Origin of the sequence: Tepidimonas aquatica (assembly GCF_007556585.1) — a bacterium.
Classification (GTDB): Bacteria; Pseudomonadota; Gammaproteobacteria; order Burkholderiales; family Burkholderiaceae_C; genus Tepidimonas; species Tepidimonas aquatica.
The window spans coordinates 40,754-61,387 of record NZ_VJNA01000005.1 but is presented as its reverse complement, the minus strand read 5'-3'; the positions used below and the strand labels follow the sequence as shown (position 1 = coordinate 61,387).

The window sequence follows — 20,634 nt, the reverse complement described above, 5'->3', positions numbered from 1 at the left end:
GCCGCGTGTTCGTGCCGAATTCCCGACCCACGCAGGCAACCATGAGCTCCCGTCCAGCCGATACCCCAGCTTCACCCCTGACGCACTTCGACGCCCAAGGCCAAGCCCACATGGTGGATGTGGGGGCCAAAGCGGCCACGCACCGGGTGGCGGTGGCCGAAGGGCGCATCCGCATGCAGCCAGCCACGCTGGCGCTGATCGAACGCGGCACGGCCCGCAAGGGTGACGTGCTGGGGGTGGCGCGCATCGCTGGCATCATGGCCGCCAAGCGCACGGCGGAGCTGATTCCGCTGTGCCACCCGATCGCGCTGACGCGCGTGGCGCTGGACTTTGCCATCGAACCCGATGGCCCGGCGGTGCGGGTGCAGGCCACCGCCGAGACGGTGGGGCCGACCGGCGTGGAGATGGAGGCGCTGACCGCCGTGCAGGTGGCGCTGCTGACGATTTACGACATGTGCAAGGCCGCCGACCGCGGCATGACGATCGGCGATGTACGGCTGCTGGAAAAGCAGGGTGGTAAATCCGGTCACTACGTGGCCGCGCCGCGGCCGTCCGTGGTGTAGGGCGCGCCGCTTGCGCGGGCGGCCCGCACGCGCGGCGCGGCCGTGCGCGCTCAGGCGTAGGTGTAGACGCCGCGGCCGGTTTTGCGGCCCAGGTAGCCGGCGGCCACCATTTCCTTCAGCAGCGGGCAGGGGCGGTACTTGCTGTCGTTGAACTCGGCAAAGTACACGTTCATCACGGCCAGGCAGACGTCCAGCCCGATCATGTCGGCCAGCGCCAGCGGCCCGATCGGGTGGTTGCAGCCCAGCTTCATGCCGGCGTCGATGTCCTCCGGGCTGGCCAGCCCCTCGGCCAGCACGAAGAAGGCCTCGTTGATCATCGGCACCAGGATGCGGTTGACGACGAAGCCGGGCGAGTTCTTGACCGTGATGGGCGTCTTGCCGAGCTTGAGCGCCAAGTCGCGCACCGTGTCGTGGGTGGCGTCGCTGGTTTGCAGGCCGCGGATGATCTCGACCAGCGCCATCAGCGGCACCGGGTTGAAGAAGTGCATACCGATGAAACGGTCGGCTCGCCCGGTGACCGCCGCCAGCTGCGTGATGCTGATGGAGCTGGTGTTGGTGGCGACGATGACCTCGGGCGCCAGCAGCGCGTCGAGCTGGCGCAGGATTTTGATCTTGAGCTCGAGGTTTTCGGTGGCGGCTTCGATGACCAGCTGCGCGCCCTTGAGGTCGTCGTAGTTCGTTGAGGTGCGAATGCGGGCCAAGGCGGCGTCGCGCTCGGCGGCGGTGAGCTTTTCTTTTTTGAGCAGCCGCTCCAGGCTGGCCGTGATGGTGGCCAGACCTTTGTGCAGCGCGGCGTCGTTGATGTCGACCATCACGACGTCCAGGCCGTGGGTGGCGCAGACCTGGGCGATGCCGTTGCCCATGGTGCCAGCGCCGATGATGCCGATGGTTTGCAGGGTCATGCAGGTTCCTCCTGTGCCGGGGTGGGGAGGACCCTATTATGCGGCGGCGCAACAAACACCAACCGCGCCCCCAGGGCGCGGTCGGTCATCCAGGCGTCGCGGCTGGGCCACGGCGCCATCGTGCGCAGCGCGTCAGGCCGACGCCTTGGCGGCACGCGGGGCCTTGGTGGCGGCCACCGCGGTGCTGGCCACGGCCTTCAGGTTGGCGTCGGCCAATTCGGCCGCCTGCTTGACGGCCTTTTGCACCGACTCCATCGCCGCGGCGGCGGTGCTCACCGCTTGCTTGACGGCGGCCACGGCCGGCTCGGTGCCCTGCGGGGCGTTTTTGACCATGCCGTCCAGCAGCGCCAGGAACTGCTTGTGCGCTTCCTGGGCCTGGGCTTCCAGCACCTTGGCCACTTCGGCCTGCACGCCCGAGGCGATGTCGTACACATGGCGGTGGTAGGAGGCCACCTTTTCGCCCACCGGTTGCACGATGGCGTTGTGCAGCGCGACGAGGTCTTGCATGTCTTTGACGGCCAGCGCGGCTTCGGCGTGCCCGGCCGACTCAGACAGCAGCGTCTTCATGGCCTGCAGGTTGAGCTCGGCCAGCTTTTCGACGCCGGCCAACGTTTTGTCGGCCAGGTCGAACGCGGTGGTGACATTTTTTTTGTGCAGGGCGACGAGTTGGTCGGCGGTGATCATGGCAGGACTCCTTGTGTGTGAGGTCATGTTGCAGTGCAACAAAACGAAGTATAGGGATTCTGTGTGACAACACAAGGGCAGTTTGCTGCACTGCAACAAAAATCCGACGAACGGTCAACCCCGCCAGGCCGGGCGTGGGCGATCAGGGCGCCGGGGTTTGCAGCGGCAGCTCGACCAGGCGCAGGTCGGGGTCGTCCGGATGCGGGGCGATGGCAAAGCCCAGCCGCGCCAGCAGCGCCAGCATCGGGGTGTTTTCGCGCAGCACCTGCCCCACGATGCGCCGCGTGCCGTGCGCGCGTAGGTAGCGGATGAGTTTGTCCATCAGGATGCGGCCCAGCCCACGGCCTTTGAGGTCGGAGCGCACCAGGATGCCGTATTCGGCGCTGTCGTTGTCGGGGTCGCAAATGCCGCGCACGACGCCCAGGGTTTCCTCGCCCCCGTCGGGCCGCACGCGGGTGGCGATGAAGGCCATTTCACGGTCGTAGTCGATTTGGGTCAGCCGCGCCAGTTCGGTGTGTTCGATGCTGCGGCGGCTGTAGAAGATGCGCATGCGGATGTCTTCGGGGTCGACACGTTCCAGGAACGCCAGGTGCTGGGCCTCGTCCTCGGGGCGGATGGGGCGCAGCGTCAGGGTGTCGCCACCCCAGGGGATGACTTCGATCAGCTCGGCCGGGTAGGGGCGGATGGCAAAGCGCGCCGCGCCGCCGGGGCGCTGGGCACTGACGCGCACGCGCGCATCCAGCGCCACGGCGCCTTGGGCATCAACGACCAGCGGGTTGATGTCGATTTCGGCGATTTCCGGCACGTCGGCCAGCAGTTGCGCCACCGCCAGCAGCGCGGCGTGGATGCTGGGGCGGTGCGCCGGCGGCACGTCACGCCAACCGCGCAGCAGCCGCGCCACCCGGGTGCGTTCGATCAGCGCCTCGGCCAGCGCGACGTTGAGCGGGGGCAGCGCCACGGCGCGGTCGCCCAGCACCTCCACCGCCGTGCCGCCGGCGCCAAACAGGATCACCGGCCCGAACAGCGGGTCGATGGTGGCGCCGACGATGAGCTCGTGCGCGTTGCGGCGCTGCACCATCGGCTGCAGCGCAAAGCCCTCCAGCCGGGCGTCGGGCCGGGTGTTGGCCACGCGCTGCAGCATGGCCTGGGCGGCGCTGCGCACTTCGGCCGCGTCGTGCAGGTTGAGGCGCACGCCGCCGACGTCGGACTTGTGCGTGATGTCGGGCGACAGGATTTTCAACACCACCGGAAAGCCCAGCGCCTGCGCGGCGTGCGCCGCCGCGTCGGGGTCGGGCCCCACGGTGCGCACCGGCGTGGTGGGGATGCCGGCGTGCGCCAGCAGTTGTTTGGCTTCGGGTTCGGTCAGCCACTCGCGCCCGCTGGCCAGCACCTGGTCCACCAGGGCCCGAACGGCGGGTAGGTCCAGCCCGATGCCGGGGGGCGCGGGCGGCGTTTGCAGCAGTTGTTCCTGATGGCGGTGGTACTGGCGCAGGTAGGCAAAGGCGCGCACCGCCTCTTCGGGGGTGGCAAAGTCCGGCACGCCAGCGGCGCGAAAGCGCGCCCGTGCCTCGGCCACCGCGCCGCTGCCCAGCCAGCAGCCCAGCACGCGCGGGGGGCGTTCGGTGGCCAGTGGCAGCAAGGCCTCGGCGATGGTGTCGGCCGGCACGATGGCGGTGGGGGCGTGGATGAACAGGATCGCGCTGTCGCGGTCCTGGCGCAGGATGCGCAGCGCCTCCACGTAGCGCTGCGCGGGCGCGTCGCCGATGATGTCCACCGGGTTGGCGTGCGACCAGTTGGGCGGCAGTGTGGCGTCCAGCGCCTGCTGCAGCGGCGGGGCCAACGTGGCCAGCGCCACGCCCATGTGCGCGGCCGCGTCGGCGGCCATCACACCGGCGCCGCCGCCGTTGGTCAACACCAGCAACCGCTCGCTACGGTTGTCGCGAAAGCGCGCCAGCACCTCCACGGCCAAAAACAGCTGCTGCAGCGTGTTGACGCGCAGCATGCCGGCGCGCGCGATGGCGGCGTCGAACACATCGTCGGCACCGGCCAGCGCACCGGTGTGCGAGGCGGCGGCGCGGCTGCCCTGGGCCGAGCGCCCGGCCTTGACCAGCACCACCGGCTTGTTGCGTGCTGCGGCGCGCGCAGCCGACATGAATTTGCGCGGCGCCGTGATCGACTCCACGTACATCAGGATGGCGCGGGTGCGCGGGTCGCTGCCAAGGTAGTCCAGCATGTCGCCGAAGTCCACGTCGGCGTGGTCACCCAACGAGACGAAGTGCGAAAACCCGATGCCGCGGTCGTTGGCCCAGTCCAGCACCGCGGTGACCAGTGCCCCGGACTGCGAGACGAACGCGATGGCCCCGGGCTGGGCGTGCGCGTGCGCAAAGCTGGCGTTGAGGCCCAGGTGCGGCACCAGCATGCCGATGCAGTTGGGGCCCAGGATGCGCAGGGTGTACGGGCGCGCGGCCTGTAGCATGGCTTGCTTGAGCGTGGCGTCCAGCCCCGCGGTGACGACGACGGCGGCGCGGGTGCCGCGTGCGCCCAGTTCGGCGATCAGCCCCGGCACGGTGGCCGGCGGGGTGCAGATCACCGCCAGGTCCGGCGCGTGCGGCAGCTCGGCCACGTTGCGCGCCACCGGCACGCCCAGCGCCGGTTGGCGGGGGTTGACGGCGTACAGCTCGCCCTGGAAGCGGCCGTGCAGGTTGCGCCACACGGTGGCGCCGACGCTGCCGGGCCGGTCCGACGCGCCCAGCACCGCCACGCGGCGTGGTTGCAGCAACGCATCGAGGTTGCGAATCGTCATGGTGGGCTCCTCCCTGAAGGGGTTAGGGTCAACCGGGCGGTGCGGGTGCATGGGCGGCGGCGTACAGCGCGTCGCGCGGCGCACCGGTGATGGCCGCGGCCAGCCGCGCCGCCCGCGCGGCCGGCAGCTCCTGCAGCAGCAGCGCCAGCACGCGGCGTGCCTCGGCGTCGAGTTCTGGCGCAGCTTGCCCGCCGGGTGTGACGGGGGCATGAAGCACCAGCGCAAATTCACCGCGCAGCCGCTCGGGCCGCGCGGCCAGCCAGTTGCCCAGCTCGGCGCACGGCAGCGTGGCGATTTCCTCGAACTGCTTGGTCAGCTCGCGCCCCACCGTTACCTGGCGTGCGCCGAGCGGGTGCAGCTCGTCGGCCAGCCGCACGATGCGGTGCGGCGCTTCGAGCAGCAGCACCGCGGTGGGCAGCGCCAGCCAGCGCTGCAGCGCCTGGGCGCGCGCCTGGCCCTTGGGCGGCAAAAAGCCTGCCAACGTGACTGCCCCGTCGGTCAGACCGGCGACGCTGAGCAGCGCGGTGACGCTGCTGGCACCCGGCACCGGGATGCAGCGCAGCCCCGCGGCTTGCACCGCCACGCACAGCCGGGCGCCGGGGTCGCTGATGCCAGGGGTGCCGGCGTCGCTGGCGTAGGCGACGCGCTGGCCGGCCAGCAGCCGCTGCACCACCTCGTGGGCGGCGCTGGCTTCGTTGTGCTCGTGCACCGCCAGCAGCGGGCGCTGCAAACCGTAGCTGCGCAGCAGTTGGGCGGTATGGCGCGTGTCTTCGCAGGCCACGGCGTCGACCAGCGCCAGCACGTGCAGCGCGCGCAGCGTGATGTCGGCCCGGTTGCCGATCGGTGTGGCCACCACGTACAACGCCTGCGCCGGATAATGTTGTTCGGCCGCCAGCCGGTGCATGTTATGGGCTGCATCGAGGCCGTGCGGGGCAGGGAGGGATTGGTCCATGTCGGTGATGCCATCGCAACGTCAGGGGGCGCGCCCCACCACCAAGGCGCGCGGCGACGCCGCCGAAGCGTTGGCGTTGCGCCATTTGCAGGCCCATGGCTTGCGCCTGGTGCGGCGCAACGTGCGCAGCCCGGGCCGCGGCGGTGGCGAGGTCGACCTCATTATGACCGAGCCCGACGGCACGCTGGTGTTCGTCGAGGTGCGTCAGCGCAGCCGCACCGACCACGGTGGGGCCGCGGCCAGTGTGGGGTGGGCCAAGCAGCGGCGTGTCGTGTTTGCGGCAAGGCACTTTGTGGCGCGGCTGGCGCAGGTGCCGCCGTGCCGTTTCGACGTTGTCGTCATCGACGGGGAACTCGGCGGCCAGCCGCCGCCTCGCATCGAGTGGCTGCGCGGCGCGTTCGAGGCCGGCGCGTGGGATTGACCGGCTAAGATTGCGCCCATGCTCATGCCCCGCATCCAGCAGCACTTTATCGAGGGCGCCGACGTGCAGTACCAGTGCGCGCAGGCCTTGGGGGCGCCGTTGGAAGCGGCGGCGCAGGTGCTGCTGCATGGGCTGACCGCCGGCGGCAAGGTGCTGGCGTGGGGGCAAGGGGTGGCGGCGGCGTTGGCGCAGGCGCTGGTGGCTCAGCTGGTGGGGCGCTTTGAGCGCGAACGCCCGGAGCTGGCGGCGCTGGTGCTGGGCACCGACGCGACGCTGGCGTCGGCCACCACGGTGGGCGACGCAGCCGGGGGGAGCGCGGTGCGGCAGCTGCGGGCGCTGGGGCTGCCTGGTGACGTGCTGCTGCTGGTGTGCGCGGGTCTGCCCGGACCCGACGCGCTGGCGCTGGTGGACACGGCCCACGAGCGCGACATCGCGGTGGTGGTGCTCAGCGGCGCCCGCGTGGGGGATCTGCCCGACGCGCTGCGTGACGGCGACGTGTGGGCGGCCGTGCCCGCCGAGCGTGCGCCGCGCGTGCTGGAGGCGCAGTTGGTCGCGTTGCACGCGCTGTGCGACGCGCTGGATGCCCAGTTGTTGGGCGACGACGAGCTGGAGACGGTGACGACATGACATCCGACAAGCATGGACGGGGGTTGCGCCTGGGTACGGCGCTGGTGGTGGCGGTGGTGCTGGGCGCGACGATGCCGGGCTGCGCCCCGCTGGTGGCGGGGGCGGCGTTGGGCGGCACGGTGCTGGTGGCCAGCGACCGCCGTACCACCGGCACCCAGCTGGAGGACGAAACCATCGAGCTGAAGGTGGCGGCGCGGGTGCGCGAGCAGTTGGGCGAGCGTGCGCGGGTCAACGCCACCAGCTTCAACCGCAAGGTGCTGCTCACCGGCGAGGTGGCCTCGGAGGCCGACCGTCAGCGGGTGCTGCGCATCGTGCAGGGCGTCGACAACGTGGCCGGCGTCGTCGATGAGCTGGCGGTGATGGGCTCGCCGTCGCTGACCGCGCGCTCGTCGGATGCGCTGGTGACGGCGCGCGTCAAGGCCGCCTTCGTCGACGCCAAGGACCTGTCGGCCAACGCCATCAAGGTGGTGACCGAGCGTGGCACCGTGTACCTGATGGGGCTGGTGACCGCGCGCGAGGCGCAGCGCGCCGCCGAGGTGGCCCGTGCTGTGCCCGGCGTGCAGCGCGTGGTGCGCGTGTTCGAGTTGATCAGTGAGGCGGATCTCGCGCGGCTGCAGCCCGCCCCGAAGCCGGCCGACGCCCCAACCAAGCAGCCGTGATGGCGACGGTGGCCGTGGTGCGGCCCGGCAGGCTGCGCCCGGACGCTCAGCGCAGGCGGCGGATCAGGCTGGAGGTGTCCCAGCGCCCGCCGCCCATGGCCTGTACGTCGGCGTAAAACTGGTCCACCAACGCCGTCACCGGCAAGCGCGCGCCGTTGCGGCGTGCTTCCTGTAGGCACAGCACCAAGTCTTTGCGCATCCAGTCCACTGCAAAGCCAAAGTCGAAGCGGTCGTCCACCATCGTCTTGCCGCGGTTGTCCATTTGCCAGCTTTGCGCGGCACCCTTGCCGATGACGTCCAGCACCAGCTTCATGTCCAGCCCGGCGCGTTGGCCAAAGGCGATGGCCTCGGCCAGGCCCTGCACCAGCCCGGCGATGCAGATCTGGTTGACCATCTTGGCCAGTTGCCCGGCGCCGCTGGCCCCGATGCGTGTGACGGCACGGGCGTAGGCCGCGATGACCGGTCGTGCGCGCCCGAACGGCGCTTCGTCACCGCCGCACATCACGGTGAGCATGCCGTTTTCGGCGCCGGCTTGCCCACCGGAGACGGGCGCGTCGATGAAGTGCGCCCCCTGCGCCTGGGCGGCGGCGTAAAGCTCGCGCGCCACCTCGGCCGACGCCGTGGTGTGGTCCACCAACACCGCGTCGGGCACCATGCCCGCCAGCGCGCCGTCAGGCCCCAACACGACGCTGCGCAGGTCGTCGTCGTTGCCGACGCACGCCATCACGAAGCCAGCACCCTGGGCGGCCGCGCGCGGCGTTGGGGCCGTGCGCACGCGCGCCACGCCGCGCTCGGCCAGCGCACGCACCAGCGCGTCGGCCTTGGCCGCGGTGCGGTTGTACACGGTGACGTCGTGGCCGGCCAGCGCCAGGTGCGCGGCCATTGGCCAGCCCATCACCCCCAGACCGATGAAGGCCACGCGCTGCGGTGGGCACGAATCGTAGGTGGTTTTTGGGTTGACGTTGGGCATCGCGAACCTCGTGCAAGGGTTACATGATTTGCAGGTGCTCGGTACCCGCGGCCAAGTCGCTGTTGCGGGCACGCTGGCTTTCCAGCTTGATGCGCAGCTTGATGTCGTTTTGGGAGTCGGCGTTGCGCACCGCGTCCTCGTAGGAGATCTGGTACGCCTCGAAGGCGTCGAACAGCGCCTGGTCGAAGGTCTGCATGCCGATTTCGGTGCTGCGTTTCATGACCTCCTTGATCTCCTGGACCTCGCCCTTCATGATCAGGTCGGCGATCAGCGCGCTGTTGAGCAGTACCTCGACGATGGCCACGCGCCCCTTGCCGTCCTCGCGCGGCAGCAGGCGCTGCGCCACCATGCCGCGCAGATTGAGCGACACGTCCTTGAGCAACTGCGGATGCCGGTCGTGCGGGAAGAAGTTGATGATGCGCTCCATGGCCTGGTTGGCGCTGTTGGCGTGCAGCGTGGCCAGGCACAGGTGACCGGTTTCGGAAAACGCGATCGCGTGCTCCATCGTCTCGCGGTCGCGGATTTCGCCCATCAGGATGACGTTGGGCGCTTGGCGCAGCGAGTTTTTCAGTGCGATCTCCCAACTGTCGGTGTCCAGGCCAACTTCGCGCTGGGTGACGATGCAGTTTTTGTGCTGGTGCACGAACTCCACCGGATCTTCCACGGTGACGATGTGGTCGTGCGTGTGCTCGTTGCGCCAGTCCACCATCGCGGCCAGTGTGGTCGACTTGCCGGTGCCGGTGCCGCCCACGACGATGCAGATGCCGCGCTTGGCCAGCGCCAACTGCTTGAGGATCTGCGGCAGGCCCAGGTCGTCGATGGTGGGGATTTTGGACGGAATGGTGCGCAGCACCAGGCCCACTTTGCCCATCTGCACAAAGGCGTTGACACGGAAGCGCCCGATGCCGGCAGGACTGATGGCGAAGTTGCACTCCTTGGTGCGCTCGAACTCGGCGGCCTGCTTGTCGTTCATGATGGCGCGCGCCAGCGCCTGGGTGTGCTGCCCGGTCAGCGGCTGCGCCGACACCTTCTGGATCACACCATCGACCTTGATGGCGGGAGGGAAATCCGCCGTCAGAAACAGATCGCTGCCGCCCCGGCTGACCAGCAGCCGCAGCAGCTCGTGGATGAAATTGCTCGCTTGATCGCGTTCCATGGTGGGCGCTCCGGTAGGGCGGGGTGGTGCACGGCCGTGCGCAGGCACACCCGCCGTCAAAGCGGGAAGTTGTCGGGGTTTTTGGCCTTGCTGCGTGCTTCGGCAGCGCTGATCACGTTGCGTCGCACCAGCTCCAGCAAGGCCTGATCCAGCGTTTGCATGCCGTACTGCTGCCCGGTCTGGATGGCCGAGTACATCTGGGCGACCTTGTTTTCGCGGATCAGGTTACGGATCGCAGGGGTGCCGATCATGATTTCGTGCGCGGCGACGCGGCCCTTGCCATCGGCGGTTTTGAGCAGCGTTTGCGAAATCACCGCCACCAGCGACTCCGACAGCATCGCGCGGATCATGTCCTTTTCTTCGGCCGGGAACACGTCGACGATGCGGTCGATGGTCTTGGCCGCGCTGGAGGTGTGCAACGTGCCAAACACCAGGTGGCCGGTTTCGGCGGCGGTCATGGCCAGGCGGATGGTCTCCAGGTCGCGCATCTCGCCGACCAGGATCACGTCCGGGTCCTCGCGCAGCGCTGAGCGCAGCGCCGCGGCAAACGAGTGGGTCATTGGCCCTACTTCGCGCTGGTTGACCAGGCTCTTTTTGGACTCGTGCACGAACTCGATCGGGTCTTCGATGGTGAGGATGTGGCCGGGGTCATGTTCGTTGCGGTGGTTGACCATCGCCGCCAGCGTGGTCGATTTACCCGAGCCGGTGGGGCCGGTGACCAGCACCAGCCCGCGTGGCTTCATGGCCAGGTCGGCAAAGATGCGCGGGCAGTTGAGGTCTTCCAGCGTCAGCACCTTGGACGGGATGGTGCGAAACACCGCCGCCGCCCCCCGGTGCTGGGTGAAGGCGTTGACACGAAAGCGCGACAAGCCTGCGATTTCGAACGAGAAGTCGCACTCCAAAAACTCCTCGTACGCCTTGCGCTGGGCGTCGGTCATGATGTCGTAGATCATCGCGTGGACCAGCTTGTGGTCCAGCGGCTCGACGTTGATGCGGCGCACGTCGCCGTGCACCCGTATCATTGGTGGCAGCCCAGACGACAGGTGCAGGTCGGAAGCCTTGTTTTTGACCGCAAAGGCCAGCAGTTGGGTGACGTCCATCCCGTAGTTCACCGTGGGCAGCGGCGGCCCCACAAGGACTGCCGCTGCAGGTTGATTGACGGACTCATTATGGCAACGATTGCAGACAATCTCCAAGCCGTGCGTGAGCGCATCGCGCGGGCGTGCGCTGCGGCCGGGCGCGACCCCAGCGGGGTGACGCTGCTGGCGGTGTCGAAGACCTTTGGGCCGCAGGCGGTGGCCGAGGCCGCCGCGGCTGGCCAGCGCGCCTTTGGCGAAAACTACGTGCAAGAGGGCGTGGACAAAATCGTTGCGCTGCGCCACGCCGGCGTGCATGGCCTGCAGTGGCATTGCATTGGGCCGTTGCAGAGCAACAAAACCCGCCTGGTGGCCGAGCACTTCGACTGGGTGCAGTCGGTCGATCGGCTCAAGGTGGCCCAGCGGCTCAGCGACCAGCGCCCGGCCGACCGCCCGCCGCTGCAGGTGTGTTTGCAGGTCAATGTCGATGGCGCGCCGACCAAGGCGGGTGTGGCGCCGCAGCAACTGGTGCCGCTGGCGCAGGCGGTGGTGGCCCTGCCGCGGCTGCGCCTGCGCGGCATCATGTGCATACCCGACCCCCAGCCCGACGCGGCGGCCATGCGCGCGGTGTTCGCGCAAGCCGCCCGTCTGTTCGACGCGCTGCGTGCGGCGCTGGGCCACCCGCCGGAGCTGGACACGCTGTCGATGGGCATGAGCGACGACTTGGAACAAGCCATCGCCGCTGGCAGCACGATGGTGCGCGTAGGCAGCGCGATTTTTGGACGACGCGTGTACGCGGGGCGGGGTTGAGCGGGCACCGCTCGGCGGCACGCCACAACACCCCGAGGCGGCGCGGCGTCAGTCCAGGCTCATCAAGCTGGCGTTGCCCCCGGCCGCGGCGGTGTTGACGCTGAGGCTGCGCTCGCTCAGTGCCCCGGCGGGCAGCGGCTCACCGCGCCAGGCGTACAGCGGCACCACCGGGCCGGGATGCGCGGCCAGCGCCTGTTGCCAGGCCAGCGCGGTGGCGGGGGCTGTGGCCAGCAGGGCAGCCTCGGGCAGCGTCGGCTGGCGCGACAGCCAATTCGCGGGGTCGGTGGTGTCCGGCACCAGGGGGTGCGCCCCCAGCGCGCGCACGGCATGTGCCATGCGCTCGGCGGTGGCGGGGTCGTTGGCCAGGCACAACACCTGCGTACGCGGCAGCAGACGGTAGGTGTCGCGCTGCCCGGTGGGGCCGCGCAGCACCACGGGCGCGCGCCAGTCGGCGGTGTCGTCCGCACCGACGAAGGCCAGCGGGCGCTGCACGGCATCGGCGGGCGGGTCCGCCAGCAGCCGGTACAGCAGCAGCGGGCCACCGGCTTTGGGTCCGGTGCCGGACAGGCCCTCACCCCCAAACGGTTGCACGCCCACGACGGCGCCGACCATGTTGCGGTTGACGTAGTGGTTGCCGGCCTGCACGCGCTGGGTGAGGTGGTCGATGGTTTCGTCGATGCGGCTGTGCACGCCAAAGGTCAGGCCGTAGCCGGTGGCGTGGATGGCGGCCACGAGTGCATCGAGTTCGCCACGGCGCCAACGCACCACGTGCAGCACGGGGCCAAACACCTCACGTTCGGGCAGCGTCAGCCCGTCCAGTTCGATCAGGGTCGGGGCGACGTAGGTGCCGCGCTCGGCCTGCGGGGGCAACGGCGCTTGCCAGACGCGGCAGCCGCGCGCGCGCATGGCCTCGATGTGTGCGACGATGGCGTCGCGCGCCGCGGCGTCGATGACCGGGCCGACGTCGGTGCTCAGCCGCGTGGCGGGGCCGATGCGCAGCTCGGCCATGGCCCCGCGCAGCATGTACAGCACGTGGTCGGCGATGTCGTCTTGCAGACACAGCACGCGCAGCGCCGAGCAGCGCTGACCGGCGCTGTCGAAGGCCGAGGTCAGCACATCCTGCACCACCTGCTCGGCCAGTGCGGAACTGTCGACCACCATCGCGTTTTGGCCACCGGTTTCGGCCACCAGCGGGATCGGGGTGGCCCGGCCGTCGGCGCCGGCGTGCACCCGTGTAGCCAGCGTGCGCTGCAGGTGCTTGGCCACCTCGGTGGAGCCGGTGAACAGCACGCCCGCCGTGCGCGCATCGGCCACCAGCGCCGCGCCCACCGTTTCGCCCTCGCCGGGCAGCAGTTGCAGCACGTCGCGGGGGATGCCGGCGGCGTGCAGCAGCGTCGTCATGCGCGCGGCCACCAGCGGCGTTTGTTCGGCGGGTTTGGCCAGCACCGGGTTGCCAGCTGCCAGCGCGGCAGCGATTTGCCCGGTGAAGATGGCCAACGGAAAGTTCCAGGGACTGATGCACACCACCGGACCCAGTGGTTTGGCGTTGGCAGGCCAGCGCGGGTCGGTGATTTGGGCGGCGTAAAAGCGCAGAAAGTCGATCGCCTCGCGCACCTCGGCCACGCCGTTGGCGGCGGTCTTGCCGACTTCGCGCATCAGCAGCGCGACGAACGCTGGCAGGTCCGCCTGCAGGGCATCGGCGGCGCGTCGCAGCCGCGCGGCGCGCTCAGGTGCCGGGGTGGCGGCCCATGAGGCCGCCGCGCGCTGGGCCAGCGCCAGCGCGTGGGCGGCGTCGGCGGCGCCGGCCTGCCGTACGTGGCCGACGATGTCGTCGTGCTGACCGGGGTTGCTGACGCTGCGTGGCGTGCCGCTGGCGGTGCGGCCGTCGGCCAACAACGCCTGCGCGGCCACTGGCGTGGCCCGGCTGGCGTGCAGTGCCTCGGACAGTGTGCGCAGCGTGGCCTCGTCGGCCAGGTCGCAGCCGGTGCTGTTGGGGCGCGCCGCGCCGTACAGCGCGGCGGGCGCGGGGATGCGCGGATGCGGCAGGCCCAGCGCGCCTTCGGTGCGCGCCCAGGCTCGCACCGTGTCCACGGGGTCTTCGACGAGCGCGTCCAGCGGGACCCGGGGGTCGGCGATGCGGTGCACAAACGATGTGTTGGCGCCGTTTTCCAGTAAGCGGCGCACCAAGTAGGCCAGCAGCGTTTCGTGCGTGCCCACCGGCGCGTAGATGCGGCAGGGCCGCCCCAGCCCGCCGGCGCTGACCGGGGTGACCACCTGCTCGTACAGGGGCTCACCCATGCCGTGCAGGCACTGGAATTCGTACTGGTGCGGGTGCCAGCGGGCTGGGTCGGCCATTTCGTGGATGGCGGCCAGCGTCTGCGCGTTGTGGGTGGCGAATTGTGGGAAGACCGCATCCGGGGCGTTCAGCAGGGCCCGCGCGCAGGCCAGGTAGGCCACGTCGGTGTAGGCCTTGCGGGTGTAGACTGGGTAGTCCAGGCCGTCCAGCTGCGCGCGCTTGATTTCGCTGTCCCAATAGGCGCCTTTGACCAGCCGCACCAGCAGGCGAAGGCCACTGCGCCGTGCCAGGGCGATGACGTGGTCCACCACCGCAGGCGCGCGCTTTTGATAGGCCTGGATGACAAACCCGATGCCGTCCCAGCCGGCCAGCGACGGCTCGTGGCACAGCCGCTGCAGCAGGTCCAGCGACAGCTCCAACCGGTCGGCCTCCTCGGCGTCGATGTGCAGGCCGATGTTGACCGCCCGCGCCGCTTCGGCCAGCGCGCGCAGGCGCGGGTAGAGCTCGTCCATCACGCGCGCGTACTGCGCGCGGCTGTAGCGCGGATGCAGCGCCGACAGTTTGATCGACACGCCCGGTCCGTCGATCGGGCCGCGCCCGGCGTTGGCCGCGCCAATGGCATCGATGGCCGTGCGGTAGGCGTCGAAGTAACGCTGCGCGTCGGCGGCGGTCAGCGCGGCCTCGCCCAACATGTCGTAGGAGTAACGGAAACCCTGCGCCTCGCGCGGCTGGGCACGACGTAGCGCCTCGTCGATGGTCTGGCCAGTGACGAACTGCTCGCCCAGCAGCCGCATCGCCAGGTCCACGCTGCGGCGCACCAGTGGCTCGCCGCCAGCGCGCAGCACGCGCTTGAGCGCCGCGCCGAGGCCCGCCTCGTTGTGGGTGGCGGTGAGCTTGCCGGTCAGCAGCAGTCCCCAGGTGGCTGCGTTGACGAACAGCGAACGGCTGTGGCCCAGGTGCGCGCGCCAGTCGCCACGCCCGATTTTGTCGCGGATCAGCGCGTCGCGCGTGGCCGCGTCGGGGATGCGCAGCAGCGCTTCGGCCAGGCACATCAGTGCCACACCTTCGTGCGAGGTCAGTGCGTACTCTTGCAGCAGGGCTTGCACTAAGCCTTTCCGCCCCGCTTGCGGGGCGCGTTCACGCAGGCCGGCTGCCAGCCGTTGCGCCAAGGCGGTGATGCGCACGCGCTGGGTGTCGTCCAGGCGCGCGCGCGGCAGCAGCGACGCCAGCAGCTCGGGCTCGGGTGCGCGGTGCAGGGCGGGCAGCGCCGCCATCGTCGGCGCGCGGGCGATGGGGCCATCGGCCAGCGGTGACGGGACGGGTTGCAGGTGGGCGGTGTCGGCCAGGGTGTCCATGGCGGGGCGTGTGGTCATTGACGATGACCCAAGTGTGATGCGCTTTCAAACGAATGAAATGTTATTGTTAGGCCAATGTTTAGTGAAAATCTCAGGATGGACGACCTTGACCGCATCGATTTGCGCATCCTCGACGCCCTGCAGCGCGATGGGCGCATCACCAACCTGAAGCTGGCCGAGACGGTGGGCCTGTCGCCCACGGCGGTGCTGGCGCGCGTGCAGCGTTTGACGCGCGAGGGTTACATCCTGGGCTACGAGGCGCGCCTCAACCCCGCGAAGCTGGGTGCGGGGCTGCTGGTGTTTGTGGAGGTGCTGCTGGACCGCACCACGCCCAACGTGTTCGAACAGTTCAAGGCGGCGGTGCAGGCGTCGCCGCAGGTGCTGGAATGCCACATGGTGGCCGGCGGCTTTGACTACCTGGTCAAGACGCGCGTGGCCGACATGGCCGACTACCGTCGCTTTGCCGGTGACGTGCTGTGGCAACTGCCCGGCGTGCGCGAGACGCGCACCTACGCGGTGATGGAGGAGGTCAAGCACACCCACCGCCTGCCGTTGTTCTGACGGGCGGCGGAGGGCGTGCAGCGGCCCATTGGCGGCGGGCTCAGACCGCGCGGCGCAGCGCCGCCGCGCGCGGTTGCAACAGGCCAAACAGGTTTTTGGGGTCGTCCAGCTCAGGGATCAGGTCCAGCGTCTCGCCCAAGCCAAGCCGCTGGGCCTGCGCGTGCACAAAGCGCAGCGCGGCATAGTCTTCTAGCGCGAAGCCGACCGAGTCGAACACCGTCACCTCGGCGGTGTCCATGCGGCCGGGGGCCTGGCCGGTCAGCACCTGCCACAGTTCGGTGACCGGAAAGTCCGCGGGCAGTCGCTGGATGTCGCCTTCGATGCGGGTCTGCGGTTCGTACTCCACGAACACCCGCGCGCCGCGCAGCACGTCGGGGTGCAGCTCGGTCTTGCCGGGGCAGTCGCCACCGACAGCGTTGATGTGCATGCCGGGCTCGACCATCGCCGGCGTCAAGATGGTGGCGTTGGTCTTGTCGGCGGTGACGGTGGTGACGATGTCGGCGCCGCGCACCGCCTCGGCCGTACTGCCGCAGCGGGTCAACGTCAAGCCGCTGCCGCGCAGGTTGGCCATCAGTTTGTCGGTGGCGGCGGGGTCGGTGTCGAACAGGCGCAGCTCGCCAATGCCGAGCAGATGCTGGAAGGCCAGCGCCTGGAACTCCGCCTGCGCGCCGTTGCCGATCAGCGCCATGACGCGGCTGTCTGGCCGGGCCAAAACCTGGGCGGCGACGGCCGACATGGCGGCCGTGCGCAGGGCGGTGGTCAGCGTCAGCTCGCTCAGCAGCAGCGGCGCGCCGGTGGCCACGTCGGCCAGCACGCCAAAGGCCATCACGGTGGGCAGCCCCTCGCGGGTGTTTTTGGGGTGGCCGTTGACGTATTTGAAGCTGTAGAGCGTGTCGTCGGCGATCGGCATCAGCTCGATGACGCCAACGTCCGAGTGGTTGGCGACGCGGGCGTTTTGTCGAAGTCGGGCCAGCGGCCAAAGTCGGCGCGGATGCACTCGGCGATGCCGCGCAAGCACGCTTCGATGCCCAAGGTCTGTACCAGACGGACCATGGCCGGGGCGCTGAGGTAGCGCGTCGCCACGCGCGCGGGGGTTGGGTGGGACATCGTGCGGTCTCCTGTCGTCGGGTTGGTTGCGGATGGATGGCAGTGTTAACCGTGTCGGCGACAATGTAAAACGACAGAATGTTGACGATTTGGTGATAACCTGACGAAATGACAGAGTCTGATAGTCAAAACGTCAAAATGGGGGATGGCTGTGGATGAGCTGGACCAGGCCCTGATCGCGCTGCTGCGGCGCAACGCACGCCTGAGCGTGGCCGACCTGGCGTACAAACTGAAGGTGTCGCGCGGCACCGTGACCAACCGCATGCGCCGGCTGGAGGACGCCGGTGTGATCCTGGGCTACACGGTGCGGCTGCGGCCCGAATCGGAGCCGGAACGTATTCGCGCCTGGATGAGCGTGCTGGTGGAAGGCAACCAAACGCGGGCGGTGATCGCCAGCCTGCTGGGCGAGCCGGGGGTGGTGAAGCTGCACGACACCAATGGCCGTTGGGACCTGTTGGCCGAGCTGGAGGCCACCTCGATGCACGAGCTGTCAGACATCCTGGAGCGCATCCGCCTCATCAAAGGGATCCACAGCACCGAGACCAGCATCCACCTGCGCACCTACCGCTGAAGGCGGGTGCACGCCCCATCGGCGGCGGTGCGACGGCGGGGGGCGCCGGTGGTCACAACGCCGCGGTGGCGACGACCTCGATTTTCCAGTCCGGGTGGGCCAGCTTGGCTTGCACAGTGGCGCGTGGCGGCGTGTGGCCGGCCGCGACCCACGCGTCCCAGGCGCGGTTCATGCCGTCATAGTCGGCCATGTCGGCCAAGTAAATCTGCACCATCAGCAGCTTGGTTTTGTCGGTGCCGGCGCGCGCCAGCAGCGCGTCAACCATGGCCAGCACTTGGCGCGTCTGGCCCTCGATGTCTTGGCTGGGGTCATCCGGCACCTGCCCGGCCAGGTACACGGTACCGTTGTGAATGGCCATTTCGGACAAACGCGGTCCGACGTCGAAACGTTGCACCATCATCCAAACTCCTCAAGGGTTGTCAGTGGCCGTGCGCGGCCAGCACGCAGCGGGCGGCCGCCAGGTCCCAGCCGGCCCAACCACAGCTTTTGAAAAAGACCGGGCCGTCAGCACGTCGCGCGCGCTGCCAGGCCGGGGTATTGCGCACCACGTCAGCCAAGGTCGGCAGGCCGCCGACATCCAGCCCCGCTTGCAACAGGTCGCCCGCTTCGTGGTCGGCGTCGCGCGTGTCCACGACCAGCGTGCCGGTGGCGGCCAGATGACGGCACACCGCCGGTGCCCATTCCACCATGCGCGGCGTGAAGGCGCCCACCGCGGCCACAAAAGCGTCCGGCCGGGGTCGCGCGCGCAGCGCCACCGCCTGCGCGGAGGTGCAGCTGACCACCAGCGGGCAGTCGGCCAGGGCGGCGTCGGCGTCGTCGACGCGCCGCGCGTCCAGCCCCAGTGCCGTCGCGTGTGCCACCAGCGCGTCGGCACTGGCGCGGCTGCGTGAGGCAATCTGCACCGCGCGCACGCCCAGCCCGGCAGCAAACGCCTCCAGGTGCGAACGGCCCTGCACGCCAGCCCCCACGATCAGCAGCGGGCCGTCGCGGTGCCGGGCCAGTCGGCGCGCGGCCAGCAGCGACACCGCGGCCGTGCGCCGCGCGGTCACGGTGGGGCCGTCGAGCAGCAGGCGCCGTCGGCCGTCGCGCGCATCGAATACGACGATGTCACCCTGAATGGCGGGGCGGCCGCGCGCCGGGTTGTCCGCCACAAAGGTGATGAGTTTGGTGATGGCCACCGTGGTATCGGTGGCGGGCATGACAAACAAGCTGCCACCGGCGGGCAGCGGCTGGATCAGCCGGGGCGGCACGGTCACGCTGTCGTCGCGCAACAGCGCCTCGATGGCGTCGGCCAACGCGGGGTACGGCAGCGCCGCAGCGGTGGCGGCGGCGTCCAGCCATGCTACGGGTGTCGAGTGCGGGGTGTTCATGCCGTGGTCGGTTCGTTGGCCGGTGCGTCCGGCTCGTGCGGCGGGGTGGGGGCCAGCGGCAGGGCGAAGTAAAAGGTGGCGCCGTGGCCGGGTTGCGCGTCGGCCCAGATGCGGCCGCCGTGCCGCTCGACGATGCGCCGTGCCAGCGCCAGGCCGATGCCGGTGCCTTCGAAATCCTGCGCGCGGTGCAGGCGCTGGAACATGCCAAACAGCCGCTTGGCGCGTGCGGGGTCGAAGCCAACACCGTTGTCGCGCACCCAAAACACCGCCTCGGGCGCGGCGCCTTCGGGGTGCGCCACGTGGCCACCCACTTCGATGATGGCCGGCGTGCGCGGGCGGGTGTATTTGAACGCGTTGGCCAGCAGGTTGTCCCACACCTGCGCCAGCAGCAGTGGGTCGCCCTGCACGGCGGGTAACTGCGCCGGCAGGTGCACCTGGCAGGCGTCGGTCGGCCGCCGCAGCGCCGGGTCGTGCTGCACGCGGTTGAGGCTGGCGCGCAGCAGGTCCAGCATGTCCACCGGTTGCACCCGCAACGCGGCGCGGCCCAGGCGTGCGAAGGCCAGCAAACCATCGATCAGTCGGCCCATGTGGACGGCGGCTTCGTCGATCGTGCGCAAGTCCTCGGCGACGTCGGGCGCCAGCGGCTCACCCAGGTCCTCGCGCAGCAGCTGCACGTAGCTGGTGATGTGGCGCAGCGGTGCACGCAGGTCGTGCGACACCGACGAGGCAAAGGCCTCCAGGTCGTCGATGGCGGCCTGCAGGGCGCGGGTGCGCTCCTGCACCTTGCGTTCCAGCGCAGCATTGAGTTCGCGCAGCAGTTCCTCCAGGCGGTGCACTTCGGTCATGTCGCGCACCAAGCAGGCGGTGCCAAGCGCCTCGCCGCCGGGGCCCGCCAAGGCGGTGTAGACGCTGTGCGCCCACAGGCGGCTGCCGTCGGCCCGGCGCACCCAGCCGGTCGATTCGCTCTGGCCCAGCAGCGCGGCACGCTCCAGCGCCTGCGCGGCATCGGCAGGCAGTGGATGCGGGCGGTCCGGGGCGTCGGGGCCGCGGGTGCCCAGCGCGTCTGCGGCGCGGTAGCCCAGCAGCCGCTCGGCGCTGGCCGGCCAGTCGTGGATGGCGCCGTCGTTGTCGAGGAAATAAACCGCCGCGTCGCGCAGCGCGTCGGACAAAGCCTGCCAGCGGGTTTGCTGCCACAGCAGGTGTGCGTCTTGCTGCTGCAGTTGCTGGCGCAGGGCTTGCTCCTGGTCGGCCTGGTGTGCCGCGGCGCGCTGCTGGGCGGTTTCGTCGCGCAGCAGCACGAACAGCCCGCGCACGGCGCCATCGGCCACGTCCGGCAGCAGCGTCACCTGCCAATGGCGTGCGGTGTCACCCGGGCCGCGTTGCACCGCGACACGGCTGGCTTCGCCGCGCAGCAGCGCCGGGCTGACCCACGGCAGCAGGGTGTCGAGCCAGAGGTCATCCAGCGCCTCGTGCCACGGCAGGCCTGCGGCGCTGGGCGGCGTCAGGTGCGGGCGCAGCAACGGCTGGGCGTGCGGGTTGACCGCCACCACGCGCAGCTGGCGATCCAGCAGCACGACGCCGTCGGGCAGCGCCTGCAGGCAGCGCCATGCCATGGCCTGCGCGTCGGGCGCAGGTGCATCGCCCTCGGCCGCGTGGTCGGCGTGCAGGGCGGCAAAAAACGCCGGTGGCAGGTGGGTGGGCCAGGGGTCGCGCGGCAGCAGCTGCATGCCGACTACTGTAGCGCATGCGCA

The 20,634-nt window shown here is 70.0% G+C and carries 18 protein-coding genes and 1 pseudogene; 7 read left to right on the top strand and 12 right to left on the bottom strand.

The window, feature by feature from the left end:
* The first annotated feature begins 41 nt into the window (after positions 1–41).
* On the top strand, positions 42–563 hold the full coding sequence (gene moaC, locus Taqua_RS02775) for a cyclic pyranopterin monophosphate synthase MoaC (protein WP_144324524.1): 522 nt from the start codon (positions 42–44) through the stop codon (positions 561–563).
* 50 nt (positions 564–613) lie between these two features.
* Here the strand turns inward: moaC and Taqua_RS02770 are convergent, their stop codons facing one another.
* The 4 genes from Taqua_RS02770 to rsmI all read right to left on the bottom strand — a co-directional run bounded on the left by Taqua_RS02770 (position 614) and on the right by rsmI (position 5,904).
* The gene (locus tag Taqua_RS02770) at positions 614–1,465 is read right to left on the bottom strand and encodes a 3-hydroxybutyryl-CoA dehydrogenase (RefSeq protein ID WP_144324522.1); all 852 of its coding nucleotides are present in this window, start codon (positions 1,463–1,465) and stop codon (positions 614–616) included.
* A gap of 132 nt (positions 1,466–1,597) precedes the next feature.
* The gene (locus Taqua_RS02765; RefSeq protein ID WP_144324520.1) at positions 1,598–2,149 is read right to left on the bottom strand and encodes a phasin family protein; all 552 of its coding nucleotides are present in this window, start codon (positions 2,147–2,149) and stop codon (positions 1,598–1,600) included.
* 142 nt (positions 2,150–2,291) lie between these two features.
* Positions 2,292–4,952: a bifunctional acetate--CoA ligase family protein/GNAT family N-acetyltransferase gene (locus Taqua_RS02760; protein WP_144324518.1), complete on the bottom strand. Its 2,661-nt coding sequence runs from the start codon at positions 4,950–4,952 to the stop codon at positions 2,292–2,294.
* A gap of 28 nt (positions 4,953–4,980) precedes the next feature.
* Positions 4,981–5,904 (bottom strand): 16S rRNA (cytidine(1402)-2'-O)-methyltransferase, encoded by a 924-nt coding sequence (rsmI, locus tag Taqua_RS02755; RefSeq protein WP_185969540.1) that lies wholly within the window; start codon positions 5,902–5,904, stop codon positions 4,981–4,983.
* On the opposite strand from rsmI, the gene Taqua_RS02750 reads away from it, so the two are divergent.
* Genes Taqua_RS02750 through Taqua_RS02740 form a run of 3 tightly spaced genes read left to right on the top strand, consistent with a single transcriptional unit; the run spans position 5,903 to position 7,611 of the window.
* Positions 5,903–6,325, top strand: coding sequence for a YraN family protein (locus tag Taqua_RS02750; RefSeq protein ID WP_425472576.1), 423 nt, complete (start codon positions 5,903–5,905; stop codon positions 6,323–6,325). The two genes, rsmI and Taqua_RS02750, sit on opposite strands and share 2 nt — an antisense overlap.
* 18 nt (positions 6,326–6,343) lie before the next feature.
* Positions 6,344–6,952, top strand: a complete 609-nt coding sequence (locus Taqua_RS02745; protein WP_144324516.1) for an SIS domain-containing protein — start codon at positions 6,344–6,346, stop codon at positions 6,950–6,952.
* Positions 6,949–7,611, top strand: coding sequence for a BON domain-containing protein (locus Taqua_RS02740; protein WP_144324514.1), 663 nt, complete (start codon positions 6,949–6,951; stop codon positions 7,609–7,611). The genes Taqua_RS02745 and Taqua_RS02740 overlap by 4 nt, the downstream gene beginning before the upstream one ends.
* Before the next feature lie 46 nt (positions 7,612–7,657).
* Here the strand turns inward: Taqua_RS02740 and Taqua_RS02735 are convergent, their stop codons facing one another.
* The 3 genes from Taqua_RS02735 to Taqua_RS02725 are packed head-to-tail and all read right to left on the bottom strand — an operon-like array spanning position 7,658 to position 10,837.
* Positions 7,658–8,581 carry an NAD(P)-dependent oxidoreductase gene (locus tag Taqua_RS02735; protein WP_144324512.1) on the bottom strand — a complete coding sequence of 308 codons (924 nt, stop codon included), beginning with the start codon at positions 8,579–8,581 and terminating at the stop codon, positions 7,658–7,660.
* Between the two features lie 19 nt (positions 8,582–8,600).
* Positions 8,601–9,737, bottom strand: a complete 1,137-nt coding sequence (locus tag Taqua_RS02730; RefSeq protein ID WP_144324510.1) for a PilT/PilU family type 4a pilus ATPase — start codon at positions 9,735–9,737, stop codon at positions 8,601–8,603.
* A 56-nt stretch (positions 9,738–9,793) separates the two neighbouring features.
* The gene (locus tag Taqua_RS02725) at positions 9,794–10,837 is read right to left on the bottom strand and encodes a type IV pilus twitching motility protein PilT (RefSeq protein ID WP_144324508.1); all 1,044 of its coding nucleotides are present in this window, start codon (positions 10,835–10,837) and stop codon (positions 9,794–9,796) included.
* A 69-nt stretch (positions 10,838–10,906) separates the two neighbouring features.
* Between Taqua_RS02725 and Taqua_RS02720 the strand changes: the two genes are divergently transcribed.
* Positions 10,907–11,623, top strand: coding sequence for a YggS family pyridoxal phosphate-dependent enzyme (locus Taqua_RS02720; protein ID WP_144324507.1), 717 nt, complete (start codon positions 10,907–10,909; stop codon positions 11,621–11,623).
* A gap of 48 nt (positions 11,624–11,671) precedes the next feature.
* Here Taqua_RS02720 and putA read toward each other — a convergent pair whose 3' ends face one another.
* A complete protein-coding gene (putA, locus tag Taqua_RS02715; RefSeq protein WP_246094589.1) occupies positions 11,672–15,274 on the bottom strand; it encodes a bifunctional proline dehydrogenase/L-glutamate gamma-semialdehyde dehydrogenase PutA in 3,603 nt (1,200 codons plus the stop codon).
* Between the two features lie 96 nt (positions 15,275–15,370).
* Here putA and Taqua_RS02710 point away from each other — a divergent pair, with 96 nt between their 5' ends.
* The gene (locus tag Taqua_RS02710; RefSeq protein WP_144324504.1) at positions 15,371–15,835 is read left to right on the top strand and encodes an Lrp/AsnC ligand binding domain-containing protein; all 465 of its coding nucleotides are present in this window, start codon (positions 15,371–15,373) and stop codon (positions 15,833–15,835) included.
* A gap of 40 nt (positions 15,836–15,875) precedes the next feature.
* On the opposite strand, the pseudogene Taqua_RS02705 reads toward Taqua_RS02710, so the two are convergent.
* Positions 15,876–16,942: pseudogene (locus Taqua_RS02705) on the bottom strand (ornithine cyclodeaminase).
* Positions 16,943–17,093: 151 nt separating this feature from the next.
* Between Taqua_RS02705 and Taqua_RS02700 the strand changes: the two are divergent.
* Positions 17,094–17,513: an Lrp/AsnC family transcriptional regulator gene (locus Taqua_RS02700; protein WP_144324502.1), complete on the top strand. Its 420-nt coding sequence runs from the start codon at positions 17,094–17,096 to the stop codon at positions 17,511–17,513.
* Positions 17,514–17,565: 52 nt separating this feature from the next.
* Here Taqua_RS02700 and Taqua_RS02695 read toward each other — a convergent pair whose 3' ends face one another.
* From Taqua_RS02695 to Taqua_RS02685, 3 genes are read right to left on the bottom strand one after another with little or no spacing between them, the layout of a single operon-like run.
* Positions 17,566–17,910 (bottom strand): RidA family protein, encoded by a 345-nt coding sequence (locus tag Taqua_RS02695; RefSeq protein ID WP_144324586.1) that lies wholly within the window; start codon positions 17,908–17,910, stop codon positions 17,566–17,568.
* Positions 17,911–17,932: 22 nt separating this feature from the next.
* On the bottom strand, positions 17,933–18,883 hold the full coding sequence (locus Taqua_RS02690) for a delta(1)-pyrroline-2-carboxylate reductase family protein (protein ID WP_144324500.1): 951 nt from the start codon (positions 18,881–18,883) through the stop codon (positions 17,933–17,935).
* Positions 18,880–20,610: a sensor histidine kinase gene (locus Taqua_RS02685; RefSeq protein WP_144324498.1), complete on the bottom strand. Its 1,731-nt coding sequence runs from the start codon at positions 20,608–20,610 to the stop codon at positions 18,880–18,882. Before Taqua_RS02685 ends, Taqua_RS02690 begins: the two co-directional genes overlap by 4 nt.
* Positions 20,611–20,634 lie beyond the last annotated feature (24 nt).

What these genes read in the sequence shown, in the direction of transcription:
- moaC (WP_144324524.1), top strand. Translation starts at nt 42, where the DNA reads ATGAGCTCCCGTCCAGCCGATACCCCAGCTTCACCCCTGACGCACTTC.
- Taqua_RS02770 (WP_144324522.1), bottom strand. Translation starts at nt 1,465, where the DNA reads ATGACCCTGCAAACCATCGGCATCATCGGCGCTGGCACCATGGGCAAC.
- Taqua_RS02765 (WP_144324520.1), bottom strand. Translation starts at nt 2,149, where the DNA reads ATGATCACCGCCGACCAACTCGTCGCCCTGCACAAAAAAAATGTCACC.
- Taqua_RS02760 (WP_144324518.1), bottom strand. Translation starts at nt 4,952, where the DNA reads ATGACGATTCGCAACCTCGATGCGTTGCTGCAACCACGCCGCGTGGCG.
- Taqua_RS02750 (WP_425472576.1), top strand. Translation starts at nt 5,903, where the DNA reads ATGTCGGTGATGCCATCGCAACGTCAGGGGGCGCGCCCCACCACCAAG.
- rsmI (WP_185969540.1), bottom strand. Translation starts at nt 5,904, where the DNA reads ATGGACCAATCCCTCCCTGCCCCGCACGGCCTCGATGCAGCCCATAAC.
- Taqua_RS02745 (WP_144324516.1), top strand. Translation starts at nt 6,344, where the DNA reads ATGCTCATGCCCCGCATCCAGCAGCACTTTATCGAGGGCGCCGACGTG.
- Taqua_RS02740 (WP_144324514.1), top strand. Translation starts at nt 6,949, where the DNA reads ATGACATCCGACAAGCATGGACGGGGGTTGCGCCTGGGTACGGCGCTG.
- Taqua_RS02735 (WP_144324512.1), bottom strand. Translation starts at nt 8,581, where the DNA reads ATGCCCAACGTCAACCCAAAAACCACCTACGATTCGTGCCCACCGCAG.
- Taqua_RS02730 (WP_144324510.1), bottom strand. Translation starts at nt 9,737, where the DNA reads ATGGAACGCGATCAAGCGAGCAATTTCATCCACGAGCTGCTGCGGCTG.
- Taqua_RS02725 (WP_144324508.1), bottom strand. Translation starts at nt 10,837, where the DNA reads ATGGACGTCACCCAACTGCTGGCCTTTGCGGTCAAAAACAAGGCTTCC.
- Taqua_RS02720 (WP_144324507.1), top strand. Translation starts at nt 10,907, where the DNA reads ATGGCAACGATTGCAGACAATCTCCAAGCCGTGCGTGAGCGCATCGCG.
- putA (WP_246094589.1), bottom strand. Translation starts at nt 15,274, where the DNA reads ATGGACACCCTGGCCGACACCGCCCACCTGCAACCCGTCCCGTCACCG.
- Taqua_RS02710 (WP_144324504.1), top strand. Translation starts at nt 15,371, where the DNA reads ATGGACGACCTTGACCGCATCGATTTGCGCATCCTCGACGCCCTGCAG.
- Taqua_RS02695 (WP_144324586.1), bottom strand. Translation starts at nt 17,910, where the DNA reads ATGGTGCAACGTTTCGACGTCGGACCGCGTTTGTCCGAAATGGCCATT.
- Taqua_RS02690 (WP_144324500.1), bottom strand. Translation starts at nt 18,883, where the DNA reads ATGAACACCCCGCACTCGACACCCGTAGCATGGCTGGACGCCGCCGCC.
- Taqua_RS02685 (WP_144324498.1), bottom strand. Translation starts at nt 20,610, where the DNA reads ATGCAGCTGCTGCCGCGCGACCCCTGGCCCACCCACCTGCCACCGGCG.